Annotated in this window: 14 protein-coding genes; 4 read left to right on the plus strand and 10 right to left on the minus strand. The window is 37.4% G+C overall.

What is annotated here, in order from left to right; translation table 11 throughout:
* Window positions 1–538: 538 nt before the first annotated feature.
* The gene (locus GVN22_RS13445) at window positions 539–1,423 is read right to left on the minus strand and encodes a fructosamine kinase family protein (RefSeq protein ID WP_166551543.1); all 885 of its coding nucleotides are present in this window, start codon (window positions 1,421–1,423) and stop codon (window positions 539–541) included.
* 147 nt (window positions 1,424–1,570) lie between these two features.
* On the opposite strand from GVN22_RS13445, the gene GVN22_RS13450 reads away from it, so the two are divergent.
* Window positions 1,571–1,873 (plus strand): ferredoxin, encoded by a 303-nt coding sequence (locus GVN22_RS13450; protein ID WP_095161160.1) that lies wholly within the window; start codon window positions 1,571–1,573, stop codon window positions 1,871–1,873.
* 164 nt (window positions 1,874–2,037) lie between these two features.
* Window positions 2,038–2,616: a hypothetical protein gene (locus GVN22_RS13455; protein ID WP_166551544.1), complete on the plus strand. Its 579-nt coding sequence runs from the start codon at window positions 2,038–2,040 to the stop codon at window positions 2,614–2,616.
* Between the two features lie 86 nt (window positions 2,617–2,702).
* On the opposite strand, the gene GVN22_RS13460 is transcribed toward GVN22_RS13455, so the two are convergent.
* From GVN22_RS13460 to GVN22_RS13490, 7 genes are all read right to left on the minus strand, one after another.
* Complete coding sequence (locus GVN22_RS13460) at window positions 2,703–3,392, minus strand: YjjG family noncanonical pyrimidine nucleotidase (RefSeq protein ID WP_166551545.1); 690 nt, start codon at window positions 3,390–3,392, stop codon at window positions 2,703–2,705.
* A gap of 229 nt (window positions 3,393–3,621) precedes the next feature.
* A complete protein-coding gene (locus GVN22_RS13465) occupies window positions 3,622–4,797 on the minus strand; it encodes an AIR synthase related protein (protein ID WP_370520415.1) in 1,176 nt (391 codons plus the stop codon).
* 131 nt (window positions 4,798–4,928) lie between these two features.
* Window positions 4,929–5,123, minus strand: coding sequence for a hypothetical protein (locus tag GVN22_RS13470; protein WP_166551547.1), 195 nt, complete (start codon window positions 5,121–5,123; stop codon window positions 4,929–4,931).
* Window positions 5,124–5,129: 6 nt separating this feature from the next.
* Window positions 5,130–5,642 carry a hypothetical protein gene (locus GVN22_RS13475; protein WP_166551548.1) on the minus strand — a complete coding sequence of 171 codons (513 nt, stop codon included), beginning with the start codon at window positions 5,640–5,642 and terminating at the stop codon, window positions 5,130–5,132.
* 18 nt (window positions 5,643–5,660) lie between these two features.
* Window positions 5,661–6,533, minus strand: coding sequence for an OmpA family protein (locus tag GVN22_RS13480; RefSeq protein WP_166551549.1), 873 nt, complete (start codon window positions 6,531–6,533; stop codon window positions 5,661–5,663).
* A gap of 172 nt (window positions 6,534–6,705) precedes the next feature.
* Window positions 6,706–7,977 carry a metallophosphoesterase gene (locus GVN22_RS13485; RefSeq protein WP_166551550.1) on the minus strand — a complete coding sequence of 424 codons (1,272 nt, stop codon included), beginning with the start codon at window positions 7,975–7,977 and terminating at the stop codon, window positions 6,706–6,708.
* 134 nt (window positions 7,978–8,111) lie between these two features.
* Window positions 8,112–9,254 (minus strand): FAD-dependent monooxygenase, encoded by a 1,143-nt coding sequence (locus tag GVN22_RS13490; RefSeq protein WP_166551551.1) that lies wholly within the window; start codon window positions 9,252–9,254, stop codon window positions 8,112–8,114.
* 120 nt (window positions 9,255–9,374) lie between these two features.
* Here GVN22_RS13490 and GVN22_RS13495 point away from each other — a divergent pair, with 120 nt between their 5' ends.
* Entirely contained in the window at window positions 9,375–9,971 is a 597-nt protein-coding gene (locus GVN22_RS13495) for a TetR/AcrR family transcriptional regulator (RefSeq protein WP_166551552.1), read from the plus strand.
* A gap of 282 nt (window positions 9,972–10,253) precedes the next feature.
* Window positions 10,254–15,779 (plus strand): alpha-2-macroglobulin, encoded by a 5,526-nt coding sequence (locus GVN22_RS13500; RefSeq protein WP_166551553.1) that lies wholly within the window; start codon window positions 10,254–10,256, stop codon window positions 15,777–15,779.
* Between the two features lie 358 nt (window positions 15,780–16,137).
* Here GVN22_RS13500 and GVN22_RS13505 read toward each other — a convergent pair whose 3' ends face one another.
* Entirely contained in the window at window positions 16,138–18,177 is a 2,040-nt protein-coding gene (locus tag GVN22_RS13505; protein ID WP_166551554.1) for a protein-disulfide reductase DsbD, read from the minus strand.
* A gap of 21 nt (window positions 18,178–18,198) precedes the next feature.
* Window positions 18,199–19,275, minus strand: coding sequence for an alpha/beta fold hydrolase (locus GVN22_RS13510; protein ID WP_166551555.1), 1,077 nt, complete (start codon window positions 19,273–19,275; stop codon window positions 18,199–18,201).
* Window position 19,276: the final 1 nt, after the last annotated feature.

A 19,276-nucleotide genomic window follows, 5' to 3' on the forward strand; every position in this document is an offset into this window, starting at 1 on the left:
GTAAATATTTTAATGAAATGTTGTTCTGTCTTATTCTAAAGAATTATAACATCACAACCTATCTTAGAATGTCGTATTTTCTTTTATCTTTTCTTACCAGCTTTTCAAAGAACTCTTTATCCCAAAATAATTAACCAACTTATCGTCAGTGCATTATCTCAAAATTTGTCGTCAAATCCCTTTTGATTTAACCGCTTCCCGTTGTTTGGGAGTGCAAAATTAGTAACTTTATTTTTAACTTCCAAATGTCTTTGAAAATATTTTTAAAATTTATTTTCGCAACTCTTAACTTTCTTTCTTCGCTACAACTCCTTTCCCGTCGTTTGGGAGTGCAAAATTCCCACTTTATTCCCAACCTTCCAAATCTTTTTGATACTATTTTTTAAAGTTTTTTGTAAGTCGTTGATAACAAAAGCCTTAATTGTTAAATTTTTAATACAAATTTCAAGATAAAGTAACATAGCAACCTAGTGAGGTTGCTATGCAGGTAAATTATAACTTGATATAATACAATTTACATTCAAAATCTTTTTCTCTTTTATTCAAACTTTTTGATGATTTTTTCCACAGCATCCAAATATCCCCCTCCAAATAGATTCACATGAACCATTAATGGATATAGATTATATATAGGAATACGATCGCCGAAGCCATTTTCGATAGGGTATACTTCATGGTATGCTTCGTAAAAGCTTGTATCGAAACCTCCGAACATCGTTGTGAAAGCTAATTCAGCTTCGCGAAGACCATAATAACAGGCTGGGTCGACTAAGGCTACTTGTCCATTGGCATCGGTCATTACATTTCCAGACCATAAGTCGCCATGAATTAGTGAAGGCTTCTCATTAGGAATAAGTGAAGGCAGTTTCTGAACAAAGCCCATTAGGCGTTCATACAATTCGGTAGTGATTCGTCTTTCATATAAGGCTAATCCTGCTTGAACGCGCAATCTTTTTTCTACAAAGAACTCTACCCCATTATCCATCCACTCATTACTCTGATGAAGGGCTCCTATATAATTGTTGTAGTCGAGTCCATAATTGGGAGCAGTGTTTAAATGCAGCTTTGCTAATTTGCGTCCGAAGTCCTGCCAAAAGTCATTTTGACGATGGGCTGTTGAAAGGAATTCTAACATGAGATAGTCTTTATCCACAATTTTGCCAAAGTTGACAACTTTAGGAATTGACAACGCTCCAGTACTTCCTAATAACTCCAAGCTACGAGCTTCGGTTTCGAACATACCAGTGTGATCTCCTTGATTCCATTTTATAAAGAAATCACCTTCCTTGACTTTTACACGAACTGCCAAATTAAAATTTCCTCCATAAAAGAATTGGAAGTCCAAAATTTCAGGATTGTATCCTAAATTTTCGAAAAGTATAGATTCAATAAATTGGTATTGTTCCTGTGTTTGAAATGTCATGTGCGTAAATATCCTTATCTTTTTTGCTTTATCTCTAATGTCTTAACTTTCGTTAATGCCAAATTTACAATAAAAGACCTAAATTGCAGATAAAAGAATTATTGATTTAGCATAAGCTCAATCGTCTATTTAAACTCATTGTTATTTATGAAATACAAAAAACACGTGTTTGTTTGTACAAACGTAAAGCCTGCTCCTAAAAAATGTTGTGGAGAAGAAAGAGGCATGGCATTGGTAAACGCTCTTAAAGATGAGCTAAAAGAAAAAGGTCTTAATCTAGAAATCCGTGCACAGAAAGCTGGTTGCTTAGATGTATGTGCATTTGGACCTTCGATGGTGGTATATCCTGAAGGTGTATTTTATGGTAATGTAGAATTATCAGACATTCCTGAAATAGTAGAAAGCCATCTAGTAAATGATAAAGTAGTAGAGCGTTTGGTAATTGCATAGTATTGATGCATTGTCGACAGGTATAAAGTGATTTGAGAAAGTGGTCTTGAATCACTTTATACTTTTCATCAATTTTATAGAGTATCTAAAGTTTTCCATTTTTAAAGTCTTTTGACGCTTTTATTATGATTCGCGTTTATCCGACCCTTTTAAATACATTTTCTTTGTTTTTACATGAAAAAACTAACTCAGAAGGAAATCTGATGGTCGACCTTCAGGAAATGTTAGATAGGATTAATCGTGTGCCTCGCCCAACAACCGAAGCGCAGCAAAAAGGAATTGATTTTGAAAAGGCTATTACGACGGGCGCCAACGAAGAAATGTTTTCAGAATATGTGATTGAAAAAACAAGAGCGCTTCTACCTCCTCGATATAAAACGCAAGTCTATACCGAAACTCGTTATAAAGACTGTATTATATATGGATATGTAGATATTGTTGGAAATAATAAGGCTATAGACTTAAAAAGTACACGAGTATATACAGGACCAAAGTTTGAGTACAATCACCAGAACTTGTATTTATTGGGTTTACAAAATTATGGTATCAAAACGCTGGATTATGTGATAACGGACTTTTCGGAGGTATATGTTGAAACTTACAATATTGATAGCTATAATTTTTCGGAGCTTTATAAAGAAATAGATGCTTTTAGTGATTTTGTGAATAGTCATCGAAAGCAAATTAGAGATAAAAAGCTTTTTGTGGCTGAAGATGATCACACTCAGTTGTCTTTATTTTAGCTTATTATGAGTTCAAGGGAATAAAAGCCTACTTTCTTACACAGTATATCATTCGTTTTTATTCCCTATTATTCCTTGAGACTCTTCTACAGTATCTCTTTCAATTCACTCAAATGCTTGATTTCGTAAGTTGGGCGTTCGACATGACGTTGATCGTTAGGGTTAAAGAACACCGCATCAATTCCTACCTGCATTGCTCCCAATACATCTGTATAGAAAGTATCCCCAATCATCAAACACTCGCGGGGTTTGGCACCTACTTGCTCGAGTGCATAATGAAAAATCTCAGGGTCAGGTTTTTTATGACCAGAATTTTGCGAGGTAATAATATGTTTAAAATAATGTTTGATTCCTCCACTATTCATTTTCACATCTTGGATTTCGTTAAAGCCATTCGTGATAATATGTAATGGGTACTTTGGGCTGAGATATTCAAGAATCTCTTTGGTATAAGGTAACAGGTGAGGCTTTTTAGGAGAAATATCCAGATAGGTATCCGAAACTAGGTCGCATGAATCATGATTGTTGACCCCTAGTTGAGAAAAAACCTGACGAAAACGGATATGACGAAGTTCGGCTTGTGAAATTTTACTTCTTTCGTAATCTAACCAAAGTTTGTGATTGACTTCGTTGAATTTATGATAAAACTGCTCCATTGAAGGAATACCGATTTCTTGAAGCTGAAATAACTCAAAAACTTCGCCTAATGCGATTTTCGAGTTACGATGGTGATCCCACAATGTATGATCTAAATCAAAAAAGATATGTTTGTACATGTTGTGATGGTTGGATTTAGTCTTCGGGTTTGAGGGTTCAACCTTTATTTTGTCCGAATTACCTTTTCATTACATTTCTCAAAGATAGATACCATATAATATAATAGGGAGTAAAAGCTTTGACCTTTACTCCCTATTATGTTATTGTAGAGATGGGAGCTTCAATAATTAAGTCTTTTTGAAAAGCTTATCATTTTTCACTCTTGACTCCTAGCAAATATTCTTTTTACTAATAAACAAATTCACCGTAAGGAGACTGAATGGTTACTTGCTTTTGTTCAGCACCCTCTACACGACCAATAATTTGAGCATTGATTCCAAATGATTTCGAAATGTCAATGATTGTTTGGGCATATTGAGGTTGTACATATACTTCAAGACGGTGTCCCATGTTGAAAACTTTGTACATTTCTTTGTAATCAGTGCCACTCTCTTCCTGAATCAATTTGAATAAAGGCGGTAATTCGAAAAGGTTATCTTTGATAATATGAAGATTATCGATAAAGTGTAACACTTTTGTTTGGGCTCCACCCGAGCAGTGTACCATTCCGTGAATGGCAGTGCGAAGCTCTTTCAACATCGCTTTTACTACAGGTGCGTAAGTACGAGTTGGGGACAAAATCAACTGTCCAACATTAAGAGGTGTACCTTCAACAGCTTCGGTTAATGATTTTGAACCACTATACACTAAAGATTCAGGAACAGCAGGGTCAAAACTTTCGGTATATTTATCAGCTAAATAATGTCCTAAAACATCGTGACGTGCAGATGTAAGACCATTACTTCCCATACCGCCATTATAGCTATTTTCGTAAGTAGCTTGACCAAAAGATTCAAGACCTACGATAACATCTCCTGCTTGAATTGTATGATTTGAGATAACATCATCACGTTTCATACGAGCCACTACCGTAGAGTCAACGATAATAGTACGAACTAAATCACCCACATCGGCAGTTTCGCCACCTGTACTCCAGATACCGATACCATTGTCACGAAGCATTTGAAGAACTTCTTCGGTTCCGTTGATGATTTCAGCGATTACTTCACCAGGAATAAGGTTTTTATTACGACCAATTGTACTAGACAACAACATATTGTCTGTTGCTCCCACACAAATTAAGTCATCGGTATTCATTACCACAGCGTCTTGTGCAATACCTCTCCATACAGAAATATCGCCCGTCTCTTTCCAATACAAATAAGCCAACGATGATTTTGTACCTGCTCCATCAGCATGCATAATATTGCAGTAAGCCTCATCGCCTCCCAACATATCAGGCGAAATTTTACAGAAAGCTTTTGGAAAAAGTCCCTTGTCTAATTTTTCGATTGCTTTGTGTACGTCTTCTTTTGAGGCAGAAACACCTCTTTGTGCGTAGCGTTCTTGGTTCACAGTAGTAATGAGTTAAACTAATTGGTATTGAGTCAACAGTGCTCAATGTCTAATTTTTTGCAAAAGTACGAATTTATGACCAAAAGACTTGAACAACACCACTATAAAGCACAAAAAAGCGCTTTTGAGGTGATTAAGTATTAGGAGTTTCTTTGCTTTTGGCAGTCGTTCAATTCATCTGCTGTATCGGCGAGTTGTTTTTTTAGAGAAGCCGTTTGTGAGTTGATAACCCATCTCCCCAATAAAAAACCCATGAATGCGATTGCCAGCAAAAGGATAAGCATTTCAGAAATAGCTACACCTTTTGAGAGTGGATTTAATGCTAATAGTATCATATCTTTTTATTCTTTTCCTTTATTTAAAATATCTTGCCAATCTTTTAATTCTTGCCATTTTCCTGCCGAGGCTAATTCGGCTTGACGAGACCAAGTGCTTGGATCGTGCATTTGAAAACGAGGTCCAGCTTCTTGTAATATCTGTTTCAACAAATAGGTAGATGCTTGACTCAATTGCATAAAAGTTAAAATACCATTTTGATTCAACAACTCCTCAATCTTTGGTCCGATGCCTTCGATTTTCTTTAAATCGTCGGGTTTTTCAACCGCTGTATTATAGGTACTAGTATTAACAATAGTAGGTATTGAGATTGTAGAAGTATTAATAGGGGTAGATTTTACTAGACTTGCTTTACATGATTCTAATTGCGACTGAAGATTACTTAGTTGTTCTTGGAGAAAGGTCTTAGATTCTCCACTTCGATAACCGATGATATATCCTAATATGCCAGCGCCAACAAACATTATTAAATGTTGCCACCAAGCATTTTCGTGTAAAAGAGGATTTAGCTCAAACATATTAATAATGATTTAGGGTTAAAAAGATAAAACAACACGACGATTTTCTTGACGTCCTTTTTCCGTATCGTTATTGCCTTGAGGATTTGCCTTGCCTTGAGGAACGATTTTAAACTGCTCTGGAGAAAGTCCTTTTCGAACAAAAAAGTCTTGTACATTTTGGGCTCTTCGTGCCGAGAGTTTTAAGTTTAGTTCGTCGGAGCCTTTATTGTCGGTATATCCTGTTAGCGTAACTTGCTGATTGGGATGCGCCTTGAGATAGGTAATTGCGTTATCGATTTTCTTATCTATTTCTTCAGAATGGCTAAAATCTGTTTTAGCGTAAGGGAAATATAAAGTGAGATCAGGAGAAGATTCAACGTTTGAAGAAGTTTCACTTTGTGGTGCTACTCGCTTAAATATCACATCTATTCCACCAATAAGCGTATCTGCTTGAAAATACAGCGAATCACTCAAAACTCCATCTGTAATAATAGACTGTGGATTGCCTTTTTGTCCTAAAAGGATATCTTTCAATGCCTCCGCTCTAGCAATACCCAGATTCGCAAAAGAGGTATTATTCTTCTCATGGGAAGCATATCTTCCAATCAAAAGCATTTGAAGCAATGGATTTTTGGCGAGATAGTCCTTGAGTTGTTCTAGCTGAGGTTGTATCTCCGACACATTGGGCGTTTCGCCAGACTGAGGAAATTTGATGTTACCTGAAGCTCTAAGTGAAAGACCGTCAGAATTATGAATATCAAAGGAGGGTTTAGCCAAGGTATTTGCGGATGAAACTGATTTTGTGAGAGGTTCATCACAAACTTCCTTGATTTTGCAGACATGCCAGTAAGTCGAACCAGCAATCCATGCCGTTAGGGCAATCAGCCAAGGTAAAGTGTTTTTTTGCATAGCCAAAGAATTTATTTCTTATAAGACAATGGCTAAAGCTCTAGGTCACAATGGATTACCTCCAAACTCACAAAAAACTAGTTAGATAGAGATTTTTCAGGGAAAGAAAAGTATTTTTTAACAAAAAAACGATGCCAAGAAAATCTCAGCATCGTTCTATATATCCATACTATTAAGCTTTCTTCAATTCAAAAACGGTAATTTCTGGTGGCATTCCTACACGCCCAGGGTATCCCAAATATCCATAACCTCGGTTTACATAGAGCTTTTGATTGTCTTGTTCATACAAACCTGCCCATTGTTTGTACACATATTGCGCTGGCGACCAAGTGACATCTCCTACCGTAATACCAAATTGGGTACCGTGTGTATGTCCTGAAAACATCACATCAATGTCTTTATATTTGGTATTTACTTCTTTATCCCAGTGCGTTGGGTCATGCGATAATAATAATTTTACAGCGGCTTCATCGGTACCTTTTACCGCTTTTGCCAAGTCACCATACGAATGAAAACGATTTTGTCCACTGATATTTTGCACGCCAATAATCGCTAGTTTTTCGCCATTTTGCTCAATAAAGCGATTTTCATCATTGAGGATATCCCAACCCATTACTTTATGGGCATGAATCAAATTATTAAGATTTTTTTGTTTGGCAGCAGGAGAAGCCCATTGTACGTAGTCACCATAGTCATGGTTTCCTAATGTAGAAAATACCCCTAGAGGTGCTTTTACTTTTCCAAACAAATCAATGTATTCTTGTACCTCCACGGCTTGATTGTTCACTAGGTCTCCTGTAAAGAATACCATATCAGGCTTGGCATTGAGAATCATTTCGATGCCTCCTTTTACGGCTACCTTGTTGAAAAAGCTTCCTGAGTGAATATCCGAAATTTGAGCAATCGTCAATCCTTCAAATTCTTTTGGCAAATTGGGCAAAGCCAACTTTACCTTACGAATACGATAATCATGCGCTCCTGACAAAATCCCCCATGTCATAGCTACAGCAGGAACTGTACCTGCAATAACAGCAGTTTTCATCAAAAACTCTGAGCGAGTAATGGGTTCTCCTTCAGACGTAGCTGTGGTACTGATAGGAGTTGAATTAGTGAGCATTTGTACTTTTTGTACCACCCAACGAATCAATCTTCCTATGTCATCAATTAATAAGAAAAGTACGACGAAGATTTTTGAAAGGTAATTCATAAAAATACCTACCATAATCCATGTTCTTATATTCTTGCCTAGCAAATCAGGATTTATAAAATTATATAACCAAAGTCCTACAAGAGAAAGGGTTGTTAAACCCCAAAAGATATATCGAGCAGACTGTTGTATCGACTGAGAAAAATTTTGTACAGATACCTTAACGGCTTGCCAAACGTAATAATCTATTACCAGAAAGATAGCAGTCACCACAGGTATTATTATCAGCTTATTCATCGGAGAGTTGGGATAGTTGAATTTTTATTTCGCTATGTGGAAAGAACAAGCGAAGCTTTCTGAAGGTTTCTTTTGGTCTTTTTTTCTGGATAAAAGGTAATTTTTCTATTTCTTCGGAAAATTTTATCTCTTTTCTAAAAATCTACCTCATACAAAAATTCATATTGCTTATCTCGTAGCCTGTCGGGCGTACGTTTCATTACCCAGTTACGAATCTTAATCAAAAAGGGATTTTCGAGCTGCGCAAGCTTGCCTACATTCCAGCTATTATTCACTACTTTGATAACCCTAGCCATACGCTTTTGTTCAAAATATTTAGTAATCTTCTGCCAATCAGGCTCCTGCTTCATGATATTGTATAATACCAAGGCATCTTCTATGGCCTGACAAGCCCCTTGTCCCATATTGGGTGTAGTAGCATGCGCTGCATCACCTAACAATAATACTCTATCAAAAGCCCATTGGTGAATGGGTTCTATATCATACAAATCATGTTGCATAAAATTGTTGATAGCAGTAGCTGACAAAATTTGAGGTATAGGAAATTGATAATGAGCAAAATGTTTTGCCAAATCGGCAGGAGTATAATGGCGATAGTGAGGGTCATTTACAGGAGCATTGATACACACAAAGTAATACACATGGGTATCTGAAATAGGCACAAATCCAAAACGACCTTTAGCACCCCAAGCCTCAAAAGCTTTGTTGATATCACAAGGAATATCGCTAATATCGACCAGCGCACGCCAGCAGGTATATCCCGAATATCGCAAACGACTGTTGGGAAGTAACTTTTTGCGCACCATTGAATGTATTCCATCTCCTGCTATCATCACATCAGCTTCGACTTGTGTCTCATCTTCGAAAATAACCGATACCGATTGAGCATTTTGGGTAAAATCTTTGAGCTTTTTTCCAAGCTGAATAGTACCTTCTTGTAATTCAGAAGCTAAAATATGGTGTAAATCATAACGAGCTATTGTAAAATTCCCAATACCAAATTTTTCAAAAAAACGATGGGCATATACCTCCGAAAGCACATTTCCTTGATCGTCGACTACCTCAAAAGAACTAACAATTCGTCCTGCTTGGATGATTTTTTGTTCAATCCCTAGTTTTCGTAGCGCCGTCATGGCATTGGCAGCCAATACAATTCCTGCGCCCAGAGCTTTGATTTCACTACTTTGTTCATAGACAACCACTTCGTGTCCTAACTGTTGTAAAGCAATAGCAGTGGTAAGTCCGCCAATACCTGCTCCGATAATGATTACTTTCATGACTGAAAAGGCTTTTTAGAATTTAGAACAAATGTACTAAAAGTATTCATCTATAGAACATTTGTTCTAAAAATATTATCTTTAACCAAAAATCATTTAAAATTTTACCTGTAATACATCATGGTATTATCAACAAAAGACAAGATTTTGGCAAAAGCCCTTATTCTTTTCAATGAACAAGGTTCCGACTTTGTGACCGTACGACATATAGCGAGTGAATTGGGAATAAGTCATGGGAATTTATGCTATCATTTTGCCAATACCGATGTCATTATTGAAGCACTTTATCAACAGCTTGTGGATAAACTCAATGAGCTGACAAAAGAAATGACTGGTTTATCCGAAAATCAGCTAACAATCTTATATCAGTTAAGCTATCGAAGTTTTGAGATTTTGTATCAATATCGATTCTTGATGTTGGATTTTGTCAGAATCATGCGTCGAATTCCAGCTATCAAGTTACATTTCAAGGCACTAATGCAAATTCGACAAGAGCAGTTCACGTATATCATTGCCTCGATGCAATCCAATAGCTTCATTGATATTCCCGAAAAAAATATTGCACCTTTAATCGAGCAGGCTTTGCTGTTCGGAGATTTCTGGATTTCACGTGCAGAGATTTTATTTGATGGAAATGAACAAGAAAAAATAGCCTACTACCACAAGACCTTTTACGCCCTATTTGAACCCTATTTGTGTGATAATGCGGATTGGTGATTTCTGATTTCGGAAATAGTTGTTTCATCACTAATTCAAGTCTTTGTTTTGGACTTATTTTTTACGATAGTTTATAAACTAGTTTAATAAAGCTAGTACCCAAACCTCCTCCGCCATTTACTATATTTTTTACATTTTTGTTGTGAATACTTCAAAGATTTAGGAACTTCTTGCGTTAATTCAAAAGTTTGACAATTTTGCTCACAACTACCTGATTTTAACCTTGTATAAACCCGCAAGTAACCCTAAATTTCTCGATTGTCTCAATCGTCTATTTTAACAATGAAAGCATTTCGTCCTTCCAATCTTTTAGTACAATTGTCTTTCTTTTTCTTGCTAATACTTAGTTCTTGTTCTCATTTTGGTGATGTAACAATTAGCGGTACTAACTTTGAAGAAGAAATTAACCAAACTCAAAATCTAGTTTTCACTTTCAACAAAGACCTCGTTCCTGTTTCTGAACTCAATACGTGGTATTCTACGGACTATATTGAGTTTTCGCCTAAAGTCGAAGGACGATTTAAATGGACTGCCCCCAACGAATTGGTTTTCTCCCCTGCTGTAGGGTTTGATCCTGCTACTGAATATACCGCCGAGGTAAACAAGTTGGTTTTGCACAAAGCTTCCGAAAAATATGACCTTGATACTGAAACGCTCAAGTTTCATACGCCCTACTTAGCACTTGAAAAAACTGAAAGTTACTGGTCAAAATCCAACGGCTCGCCTCAGGGAACTGCTATTTTGAAATTACATTTCAACTATGCTGTTAATCCACAGGAAGTTGCCAAATTATTGAAAATCACAGGCGAGAAAGAACAAGAAGTAAAAACTCAGATTGTACAAACCGATGCCTCCTCGCTAGTTCTTGTACGCATACAAGATGACATTGCATCTCAGGGTGGTTCGCTCAAAGTGAGTATTGACAAAGGTCTTTCATTACCTTCTTCTCGCTACACTACTTCAGAGGCGATAGAATCCGATATTCAATTGTCAGACCCAAGTAGTTTGGAGGTTCAAGAGGTTGAAAACGGCTTTAGCAATAATAAAGGCTATATCAAAGTCTTATTCAACCAAGCCATTTCACCTGAAAGTATTTCAAATGCCTACCAAGTATCTATCAATGGTTCTTCTTCACAAAATGAAGAAACAGTAGAAGCGGTCATTGAATATGATTCCTTGGGCAATCCGATACAAAAAGTAAAAGAAGCTCCTAAAAAGGCGGACAACCCTAAAGTAGATACCAAATATGAGGTAATCGAAAATGGCTTTGTTATTTCTGGCGATTTTAATGAATCAGATACCTACTTACTCGAACTCAAAACACAGCTTAAAAGTGTGTTAGGTGTTAATTTGTCTGACAGCTATACCAAAGATATATATTTTGGACAAATGCCTGCTTCTTTGGCTTTTGTGAATAAAAAGGCAACCTATTTGAGTTCGAAAGGGCATAAAAATATTGCCTTAAATATTGTCAACATTCCTCGAGTGAATGTAAAAATTGCGAAGATTTATGAAAATAATATTCTGAATTTTTTACGTCAAAATCGTTATCAAGACTATGACTACGAAAATGAGAATGGCGGAAACAATAAGTCTTTTGTCTACTATGAAGACGAGTCAGGTTTGTATTCGGACATTTTGGTCAACAAAATGGTAGAAACTACCAATCTTCCAAAGTCTAAAGGGGTTCATGCCCTTAATTTATCTTTGCCTGACCAAAATAATTTGAAAGGAATCTATTTGGTAAGTGTCAACTCTACAGATGAGTATTATCAAAATGCCACCAAATTGGTGAGTATTTCAGATATTGGACTAATTACCAAACAAGCCGATGATGAATTATTTGTATTTGCCAATTCTATCAAAACAACCGAACCTATTAGCAATGTTGAAATAGCATTGATTTCTACCAATAACCAAACAATCCAAAAACTAACTACCGATAGCAAAGGCGTTGCAGTATTTAAAGATTTCAAAAAAAGTGGGTTTAAAGTTGCGATGCTTACCGCACATACAAGTGACGATTTCAACTATTTGTTTTTGGAAGATACTCAAGTAGAAACTTCTCGATTTGAGGTAGAAGGCAAACGTAGTAACGTTTCAGGATTTGAGGCCTTCATGTATGGCGACCGAGATATTTATCGCCCTGGCGAAACCATTCAACTCAATACGATTATTCGTACTAATCAATGGAAATCTGTTGGTAAAATCCCTGTCAAATTACGAGTTCTTATGCCTAATGGTAAAGAATGGAAAAGTTTCCATCTCGAAACCAATGAGCAAGGAGCTGTTGCCTTGTCTATCCCAACTGAGCGTTCCAATGTGACAGGAACCTATGTTTTGGAAGTTCTGAATGGTAACGATATTATTCTGGCATCTCGAAATATTTCGATTGAGGAGTTTATGCCCGACCGCATCAAGGTGGATGTAAATACTAATAAACCATTTTATCGAACTGGTGAAGTTTTGCAGGTAAATGCCACAGCCACCAATTTGTTTGGTCCTCCTGCCTCCAATCGTAACTATGAAATGGAGATGAAGTTGTCACGTAAAGTTTTCCAACCAAAAGGATTTGAAAACTTTGTTTTTGATGTGCAAGACAATACAGCATTTGAAGGTATCATGCGCCAAGGTGTTACCAATGAAAATGGTATTGCGTCCGAAAACTTCCAATTACCAGCAACCATGGCAGACATGGGCGTGATAGAAGCAAAAACATACGTAACTGTTTTTGATGAAACAGGACGCCCAGTAAATCGCTTGAAAAAGTCGGATATTTTCACCCAAAATGTATTTTATGGAATTGGGTTAAATGATACCTATCTAAGTACTAACTCACCCGTACAGATTCCTTTGGTAGCACTCAACAAAGATGCTCAGGGTGTGAGTACGCAGGGAAAAGTCGAAGTTGTTCGTTTCGATTATCAAACTGTTATTGAAAAGAATTCAGATAATTCTCTGAAATACACTTCCAAAAAGCAGACTAAGGTTGTATATGGTCGTATGGTAGATTTTAGTCAAGGAAAAGCTTCTATCAACTTTGTGCCAACGATTTCGGGCGAATACGAAATTCGGGTACATCGTAATGGGGCTAAAACTTGGACAGCACAAACTTTCTATGCTTATAGTTGGGGCAGTACTGAAAACTCTTCGTTTGAAGTCAATACTGAAGGGCAGGTTACTATGACTTTTGACAAAGAAAAATACCAAACTGGCGATAAGGTAAAAGTATTATTCAAAACACCATTTGCAGGAAAACTACTTGTGACCATCGAGCGCAACAAAGTATTGGAATACCATTATTTAGACACTGATAAAAAATCAGCTGAGTTGAGTTTCAAAGTAGATGACGAACATTTACCAAATGTGTATGTATCAGCTACGCTCATTCGTCCACTCGATGATTCGAATATGCCTCTTACAGTAGCGCATGGTTATGCACCTGTCATGGTCGAAGAAGAAGATAGTCGTTTGCCTATTGAAATTGCAGCAGTAGAAAGGTCAAGGTCAAAAACTTCACAAATCATTAAGGTAAAAACCAAAGCTAATACCGCCGTTACTATTGCAGTGGTTGATGAAGGGATTTTACAGTTGAAAAATTTCAAAACACCAGACCCACATGCTTATTTCTATCAAAAACAAGCTTTGGAGGTCAATAGCTATGATTTATATCCTTTCTTATTGCCAGAAATCGCCATTCGTCAATCGTCGAGTATGGGAGGTGATGGTTATGATTTGGAAAAACGTGTTAATCCATTGACAAATGGACGTGTTAATCTCGTGGCAATTTGGTCAGGTGAAATTACAACGAATTCGAGTGGAGAAGCTAGTATCAAAGTTGATATTCCACAGTTTTCGGGAGATTTACGAATTATGGCGATTGGTTATAAAGACGAAGCCTTTGGTTCGGCGACCAAAAACATGAAAGTGGCAGACCCACTGGTGATCAGTACGGCACTTCCACGATTTGCTAGTCCGAACGATGAAATTCAAGTTCCTGTAAACATTACCAATACCACCAAACAAAATGCAGTGGTATTAGCCAATATTGCCACTTCTGGAGGATTAGCCATTACGACCACACGTCAACAAAAGGTTGTGGTTCCTGCCGAAAAAGAAGCGAGAGTATATTTTAGTGTAAAGGCCGCACCAGTGATTGGCTTGGGCAAAGTAGTCATTAGTGTCAATGGTTTGAAAGAGAAATTTACCGAAAGCACCGAACTCAGTATTCGTCCGAGTACCTCATTACTAAAAACTAGCTCTTCGGGTATAATCGCTGCTAATCAGAGTAAATCAATTGCCTCGGGAACAGAAAGTTTTATCCCAAGCTCGGTTTCTTCGCAACTGATTTTGAGTAAATCGCCAATGGTGCAGTTTATTGATAAATTTGAGCATTTGCTGGGATACCCTTACGGTTGTATTGAGCAGGTAACGTCTAAAGCTTTTCCTCAACTGTATTTCAAAGATTTTGTAGGATTGATTCAAAAAGGGAAAAAACCACAAATGAAGTCAGGAGAAAATGAGCTAAACCCAAGCACCAATGTCACTGCTGCGATTCGTAAAATAGAAACCCAACAATTACCTAACGGCGGGTTAGCTTATTGGACAGGCTCAGACAAAGAATCGTGGTGGGGCTCTATTTACGCTTGTCATTTCTTGATAGAAGCTCAAAAAGCTGATTACGAAATTAATATCAATACCCTTGGCAGACTATTAGAATACATTAACAATCGAGCCAACAAGAAAGAAACAGAATCGGCATCGTTGTACGACCCAGCTACTGGTTCAAGTACTCAAAGCACCATTGCGAGTCGTGAGAACATTTATGGTTTGTATGTTTTGGCATTATCTGGCAAACCTAATCGTGCGGTAATGAATTATTACAAAGCCAATCAACAGCTTTTGAGTTTGGATGAGCGCTATTTGTTGGCAGGGGCTTTTGCTCAAATTGGTGATCCAAAAAGTCAGGGAAGTATCATGCCTAATCAATTTGTGATGAACAATGATTCGCGCCAAAGTGGTGGAAACTTCAACTCGCCAATTAGAGAACTTGCTCTTACCCTCAATACCTTGGTGGATGTAGACCCTCAAAACTTGCAAATTCCAGTTTTAGCTAGATTATTATCACAGAGTATCGCAACCCAAAAATGGCTTTCTACCCAAGAAGAAGCCTTTAGTTTCTTGGCATTGGGTAAAATAGCTCGTAAAGCACAAGCCAATCAAATTACGGCTTCTGTTCGTTCAGGGAAACAAATAGGTAATTTTAGTGGTGCTGATTTATTGATGAAAAACTTAGCTCCAACCACCAGTGTAAGTACTAAAGGAAAAGGCTCATTGTATTATTTCTTATCAAGTGAGGGATTATCGGCCAATAGCCAGTTTGTGCAGGAAGATAATTTCTTACAAGTACGAAGAACCTATTACACTCGTTCGGGGCAAGTAATTGGTCAAAATCGATTTAAACAAAATCAATTGATTGTTGTAAAAGTTACGTTGTCAAGTCAAGTACCAACCGACAACATTGTAATTACAGATATGCTTCCAGCAGGTTTTGAAATCGAAAACCCACGCCTCAACGCCGATCGAGAACTTACGTGGTTAAAAGACCAAGCCTCACCTGAGCATTTCGATATTCGTGATGATCGTATCAATTTCTTTACGAGCATCAATGGTACCAGCAAGAGTTTTTACTATTTGGTAAGAGCAGTATCTAAAGGGAAATTCACCCAAGGTCCCGTAAGTGCTGATGCCATGTACAATGCAGACTTGAGAAGCTACCACGGTGCAGGAAGTGTAACAGTGGAATAGTTTTAGAATGCGGAATTAGGACTGTACAAAGGATTTCAAACTATTGCAGATTTGGGATTTCTGATTTCGGGAATAAAGTAAAATACCTTTATTTTTCACAAAAATACTTCCCAAATCCAACATCCGATATCCGAAATGGATGGGTATTATACTACTTCGTACAGCCCTAATACTGAATTGTGAATGCTTTTTTAAATTATCAGTACATTACAATTAGTAGAGACGCAATGCTTTGCGTCTAAAATGTGTCATCATAAATTTTAATATGAAAAAGGCGGTCGAAAATTGTTTTTCGACCGCCTTTTTCATAAATATTCAATAAATTTCTATCATCTGCGTAAACTCACCGCTTCTTTGATCAATACTTCTCTACGCCACTTTTCAAATATTGAGCAAAAGCAGCAATGTCAAAATTAGCCCCTTGTGGGTTTTGAAGTACCTGCTCGTTACGAGGGTCGATTAGTACATAGTATGGTTGCGAATTTGCTTTGAAACGAGTCGTTTGCAAAACACTCCATTTTTTCCCTAATGTTTTAACAAGCTTTCCATCTATTTCTTTTTGTTCCTCAACAGGTAGTTCGGTACGGTCATCCACATAAAGTTGAATCAACACATAATCATTTTTGATTTGATTCAATACCGATGGGTCGGGCCACACGCTTGCTTCCATTTTACGACAATTGACACAAGCATGACCTGTAAAGTCTATAAGCACTGGTTTTCCTACTTTTTTGGCATAAGCCATTCCTTCATCATAATCAAAGAATGCATCCAAACCGAGTGGGGCGTGAAAGATTTCTCCGTACTTATGGGTATTGGTAGTAGAAATACTAGGTTGCCCCATCGAACGGGAATACAAATCAAAATCTTGTGTCTGTTGTGGTGGTAAAAAAGCTGAAATCGCTTTTAAAGGCGCACCCCAAAGTCCAGGCAACATATAGAGAGAGAAACTCAAAGAGATTACAGCTAAAAAGAAACGAGGAACGCCAACTGTTTCGAGTGGTGTATCATGCGCAAAACGGATTTTACCTAATAAATAAAAGCCCAACAAGGCAAAAAGGATAATCCATAATACTAAAAATATCTCTCGATCAAACCATTCCCAGTGATAAGCTAAGTCTACATTTGATAAAAACTTTAAGGATAAAGCAAGTTCCAAAAACCCTAATACCACTTTTATAGAATTCAACCACCCTCCTGATTTTGGCAAAGTTTTGAGCCAAGATGGAAACATGGCAAAAAGTGTGAATGGTAAAGCCAAGGAAATAGCAAAACCTAACATTCCAACGGCTGGACCTAAAATAGCACCTGTAGTGGCAGCTTGTACAAGCAATGTTCCAATAATGGGTCCCGTGCAAGAAAACGACACTAGCGATAAGGTAGATGCCATAAAGAATATGCCGAGATAGCCTCCTTTATCCACTTTTTGGTCTAACTTATTCGCCCAGCTACTTGGTAAAATTAGCTCGAACGCCCCTAAAAATGACGCCGCAAAAACAACTAGCATCAAGAAAAAGATAAAGTTGAATACACCATTTGAAGAAAGGTTATTCAGTGCATCAGCTCCGAATACGATGGTTATGATTAAACCTAAGGCTACATATATGACCACAATCGACAATCCATAGACCAAGGAATCACGAATCCCTGCCGAACGACTTTCTGCCTTTTTGGTAAAGAAGCTTACCGTCATGGGAAGCAAAGGAAATATACATGGCATAAACACTGCTGCTAAGCCTCCAAGTAGTCCAGCAATAAAAGTCATCCACAACGAATCAGCATTAGTTTCGGTAGGTGGTGCCTTGACTTCCGACTCGACAGATTTGGCTACTGTATCACTTTTACGTTGTGGTAAGGTATCATCTTTGGCAACTTTTTTGATAACAGAATCCTCTGTCTGTAATGGAATGATAGTTGGTTCTGCTACTGCTATTGGCTCCTCCACTCCTATGGCTTTAACAGGAATTTTAAAATCGACCTCCTCTGGTGGCAAACATCTTTCATCATCACAAACCATATATTCCAACGAACCCTTGATGACAGATTTAGGCTTTTTGAGTTTGAATTTCTGGGCAAAAACCGCCTGATTTTCAAACCAGCTAATATTCATATTGAAAGTTTTCTCAAAACCTTCCATCAACTTGGTACGTTCCTCTACCTTTCCAATGGGTTCGTATTCTTTAGATGATTTAAAAGAAAAGGTCGTCGGCAAAGGTCCTCCAGACTTTACATGTTGAGAATAGATATGCCATCCTGCATCTATTTGTGCAGTCAAAATCACTTCAACCTCTCCTTTTTCTAACGTTTTAGCACTAAACTTCCACGAAACAGGAGTAAATATCTGAGCCTGTCCCCAAAGAGACAGGCTACAGAAAAGCACGAAAAAGAGCTTTTTCATGAAAATGGATAATTTAAAATCTTATTTTGTATGATTTACAATCCAATCGCCAATAGTTGTGAGCACTTGAGGTGGAAATGCCTTTTTGAGCTTACTATATTCGGCAGGAGTACATTCTTGGCAAGTTAAAAACAGATGATTGACATCGGGAACCACAACAGTAGTAACATCCTTATTGCCTCCTTCTTTTGCTAACTTTTCGATGTTTGATAAATTATCTTGACAAGCAACAAACAAATCTTTATCGCCATTCAAAGCCAAAATTGGAGCCTTGATTTTAGGAATAAATTTGGCTGGGTCAAATGTTATATGATAACGATACCAAGCACCAGTCGCTTGCATGGTATAAGAGTAAATGGGGAAACGAAAATGGTCAAACTTAATATCTAAAGATTTCACATATTCATCATCCTTCTTTTTCCATGTATCATAGGTTTCTTGCATCACTTTTGCCAACCCTAGTGAATCTTTTTCCACGTTGTCATACACCGTCTGGAACATCAATTCATTGATTTCGTTATAACGCTTTTTGTCATGGTCAGGAATTTTGGCAGAAGCTACCAAGGCAGCGTTTTGCTTTCGCAATGCATCTATTCCTTTGGTAGCCAAACCCGCCATACTAACTAAAAACGCAATATCCTTATGTCTTGAGCTAACAATAAAACTCACAGCACCACCTTCACTATGCCCCAATAATCCAATCTTTTTTGTATCTACCTGAGGCTGTTTTTTCAAAAAATCAATTCCTGCTTCTATATCTTGGGCAAAATCTTCAGTGGTTGCTTGTTGATAAATACCTGTTGTTTTACCAACGCCTCGGTCGTCTATGCGCAAAACTGCAATACCTCGACCGTTGAGATAGCTAGCTAGTTCAGCAAAAAACTTAAATCCAGCCATTGAGCCATCACGATCTTGTGGACCTGTACCCGAGATAAAAATCACCGCAGGAACTTTCTTTGAATTGTCAGGTAAAGAAAACGTCGCCCCGTAGGTGATTTTACCTCTTGTATAAGTCACACTATCACTTTTTACTTCTTTTGCCTGAATCGTATAATTTACTACCAAGGCTAAAAGCACTCCTACTACTCCACTTTTCATT

The organism is Cellulophaga sp. BC115SP (genome assembly GCF_009905545.1).
Classification (GTDB): Bacteria; Bacteroidota; Bacteroidia; order Cytophagales; family Spirosomataceae; genus Flectobacillus; species Flectobacillus rivi.

Excerpts from the sequence above, each read along its gene's own strand:
- GVN22_RS13495 (WP_166551552.1), top strand. The coding sequence starts at position 9,375 with ATGGTATTATCAACAAAAGACAAGATTTTGGCAAAAGCCCTTATTCTT.
- GVN22_RS13475 (WP_166551548.1), bottom strand. The coding sequence starts at position 5,642 with ATGTTTGAGCTAAATCCTCTTTTACACGAAAATGCTTGGTGGCAACAT.
- GVN22_RS13460 (WP_166551545.1), bottom strand. The coding sequence starts at position 3,392 with ATGTACAAACATATCTTTTTTGATTTAGATCATACATTGTGGGATCAC.
- GVN22_RS13485 (WP_166551550.1), bottom strand. The coding sequence starts at position 7,977 with ATGAATAAGCTGATAATAATACCTGTGGTGACTGCTATCTTTCTGGTA.
- GVN22_RS13445 (WP_166551543.1), bottom strand. The coding sequence starts at position 1,423 with ATGACATTTCAAACACAGGAACAATACCAATTTATTGAATCTATACTT.
- GVN22_RS13450 (WP_095161160.1), top strand. The coding sequence starts at position 1,571 with ATGAAATACAAAAAACACGTGTTTGTTTGTACAAACGTAAAGCCTGCT.
- GVN22_RS13505 (WP_166551554.1), bottom strand. The coding sequence starts at position 18,177 with ATGAAAAAGCTCTTTTTCGTGCTTTTCTGTAGCCTGTCTCTTTGGGGA.
- GVN22_RS13470 (WP_166551547.1), bottom strand. The coding sequence starts at position 5,123 with ATGATACTATTAGCATTAAATCCACTCTCAAAAGGTGTAGCTATTTCT.
- GVN22_RS13510 (WP_166551555.1), bottom strand. The coding sequence starts at position 19,275 with ATGAAAAGTGGAGTAGTAGGAGTGCTTTTAGCCTTGGTAGTAAATTAT.
- GVN22_RS13480 (WP_166551549.1), bottom strand. The coding sequence starts at position 6,533 with ATGCAAAAAAACACTTTACCTTGGCTGATTGCCCTAACGGCATGGATT.
- GVN22_RS13490 (WP_166551551.1), bottom strand. The coding sequence starts at position 9,254 with ATGAAAGTAATCATTATCGGAGCAGGTATTGGCGGACTTACCACTGCT.
- GVN22_RS13500 (WP_166551553.1), top strand. The coding sequence starts at position 10,254 with ATGAAAGCATTTCGTCCTTCCAATCTTTTAGTACAATTGTCTTTCTTT.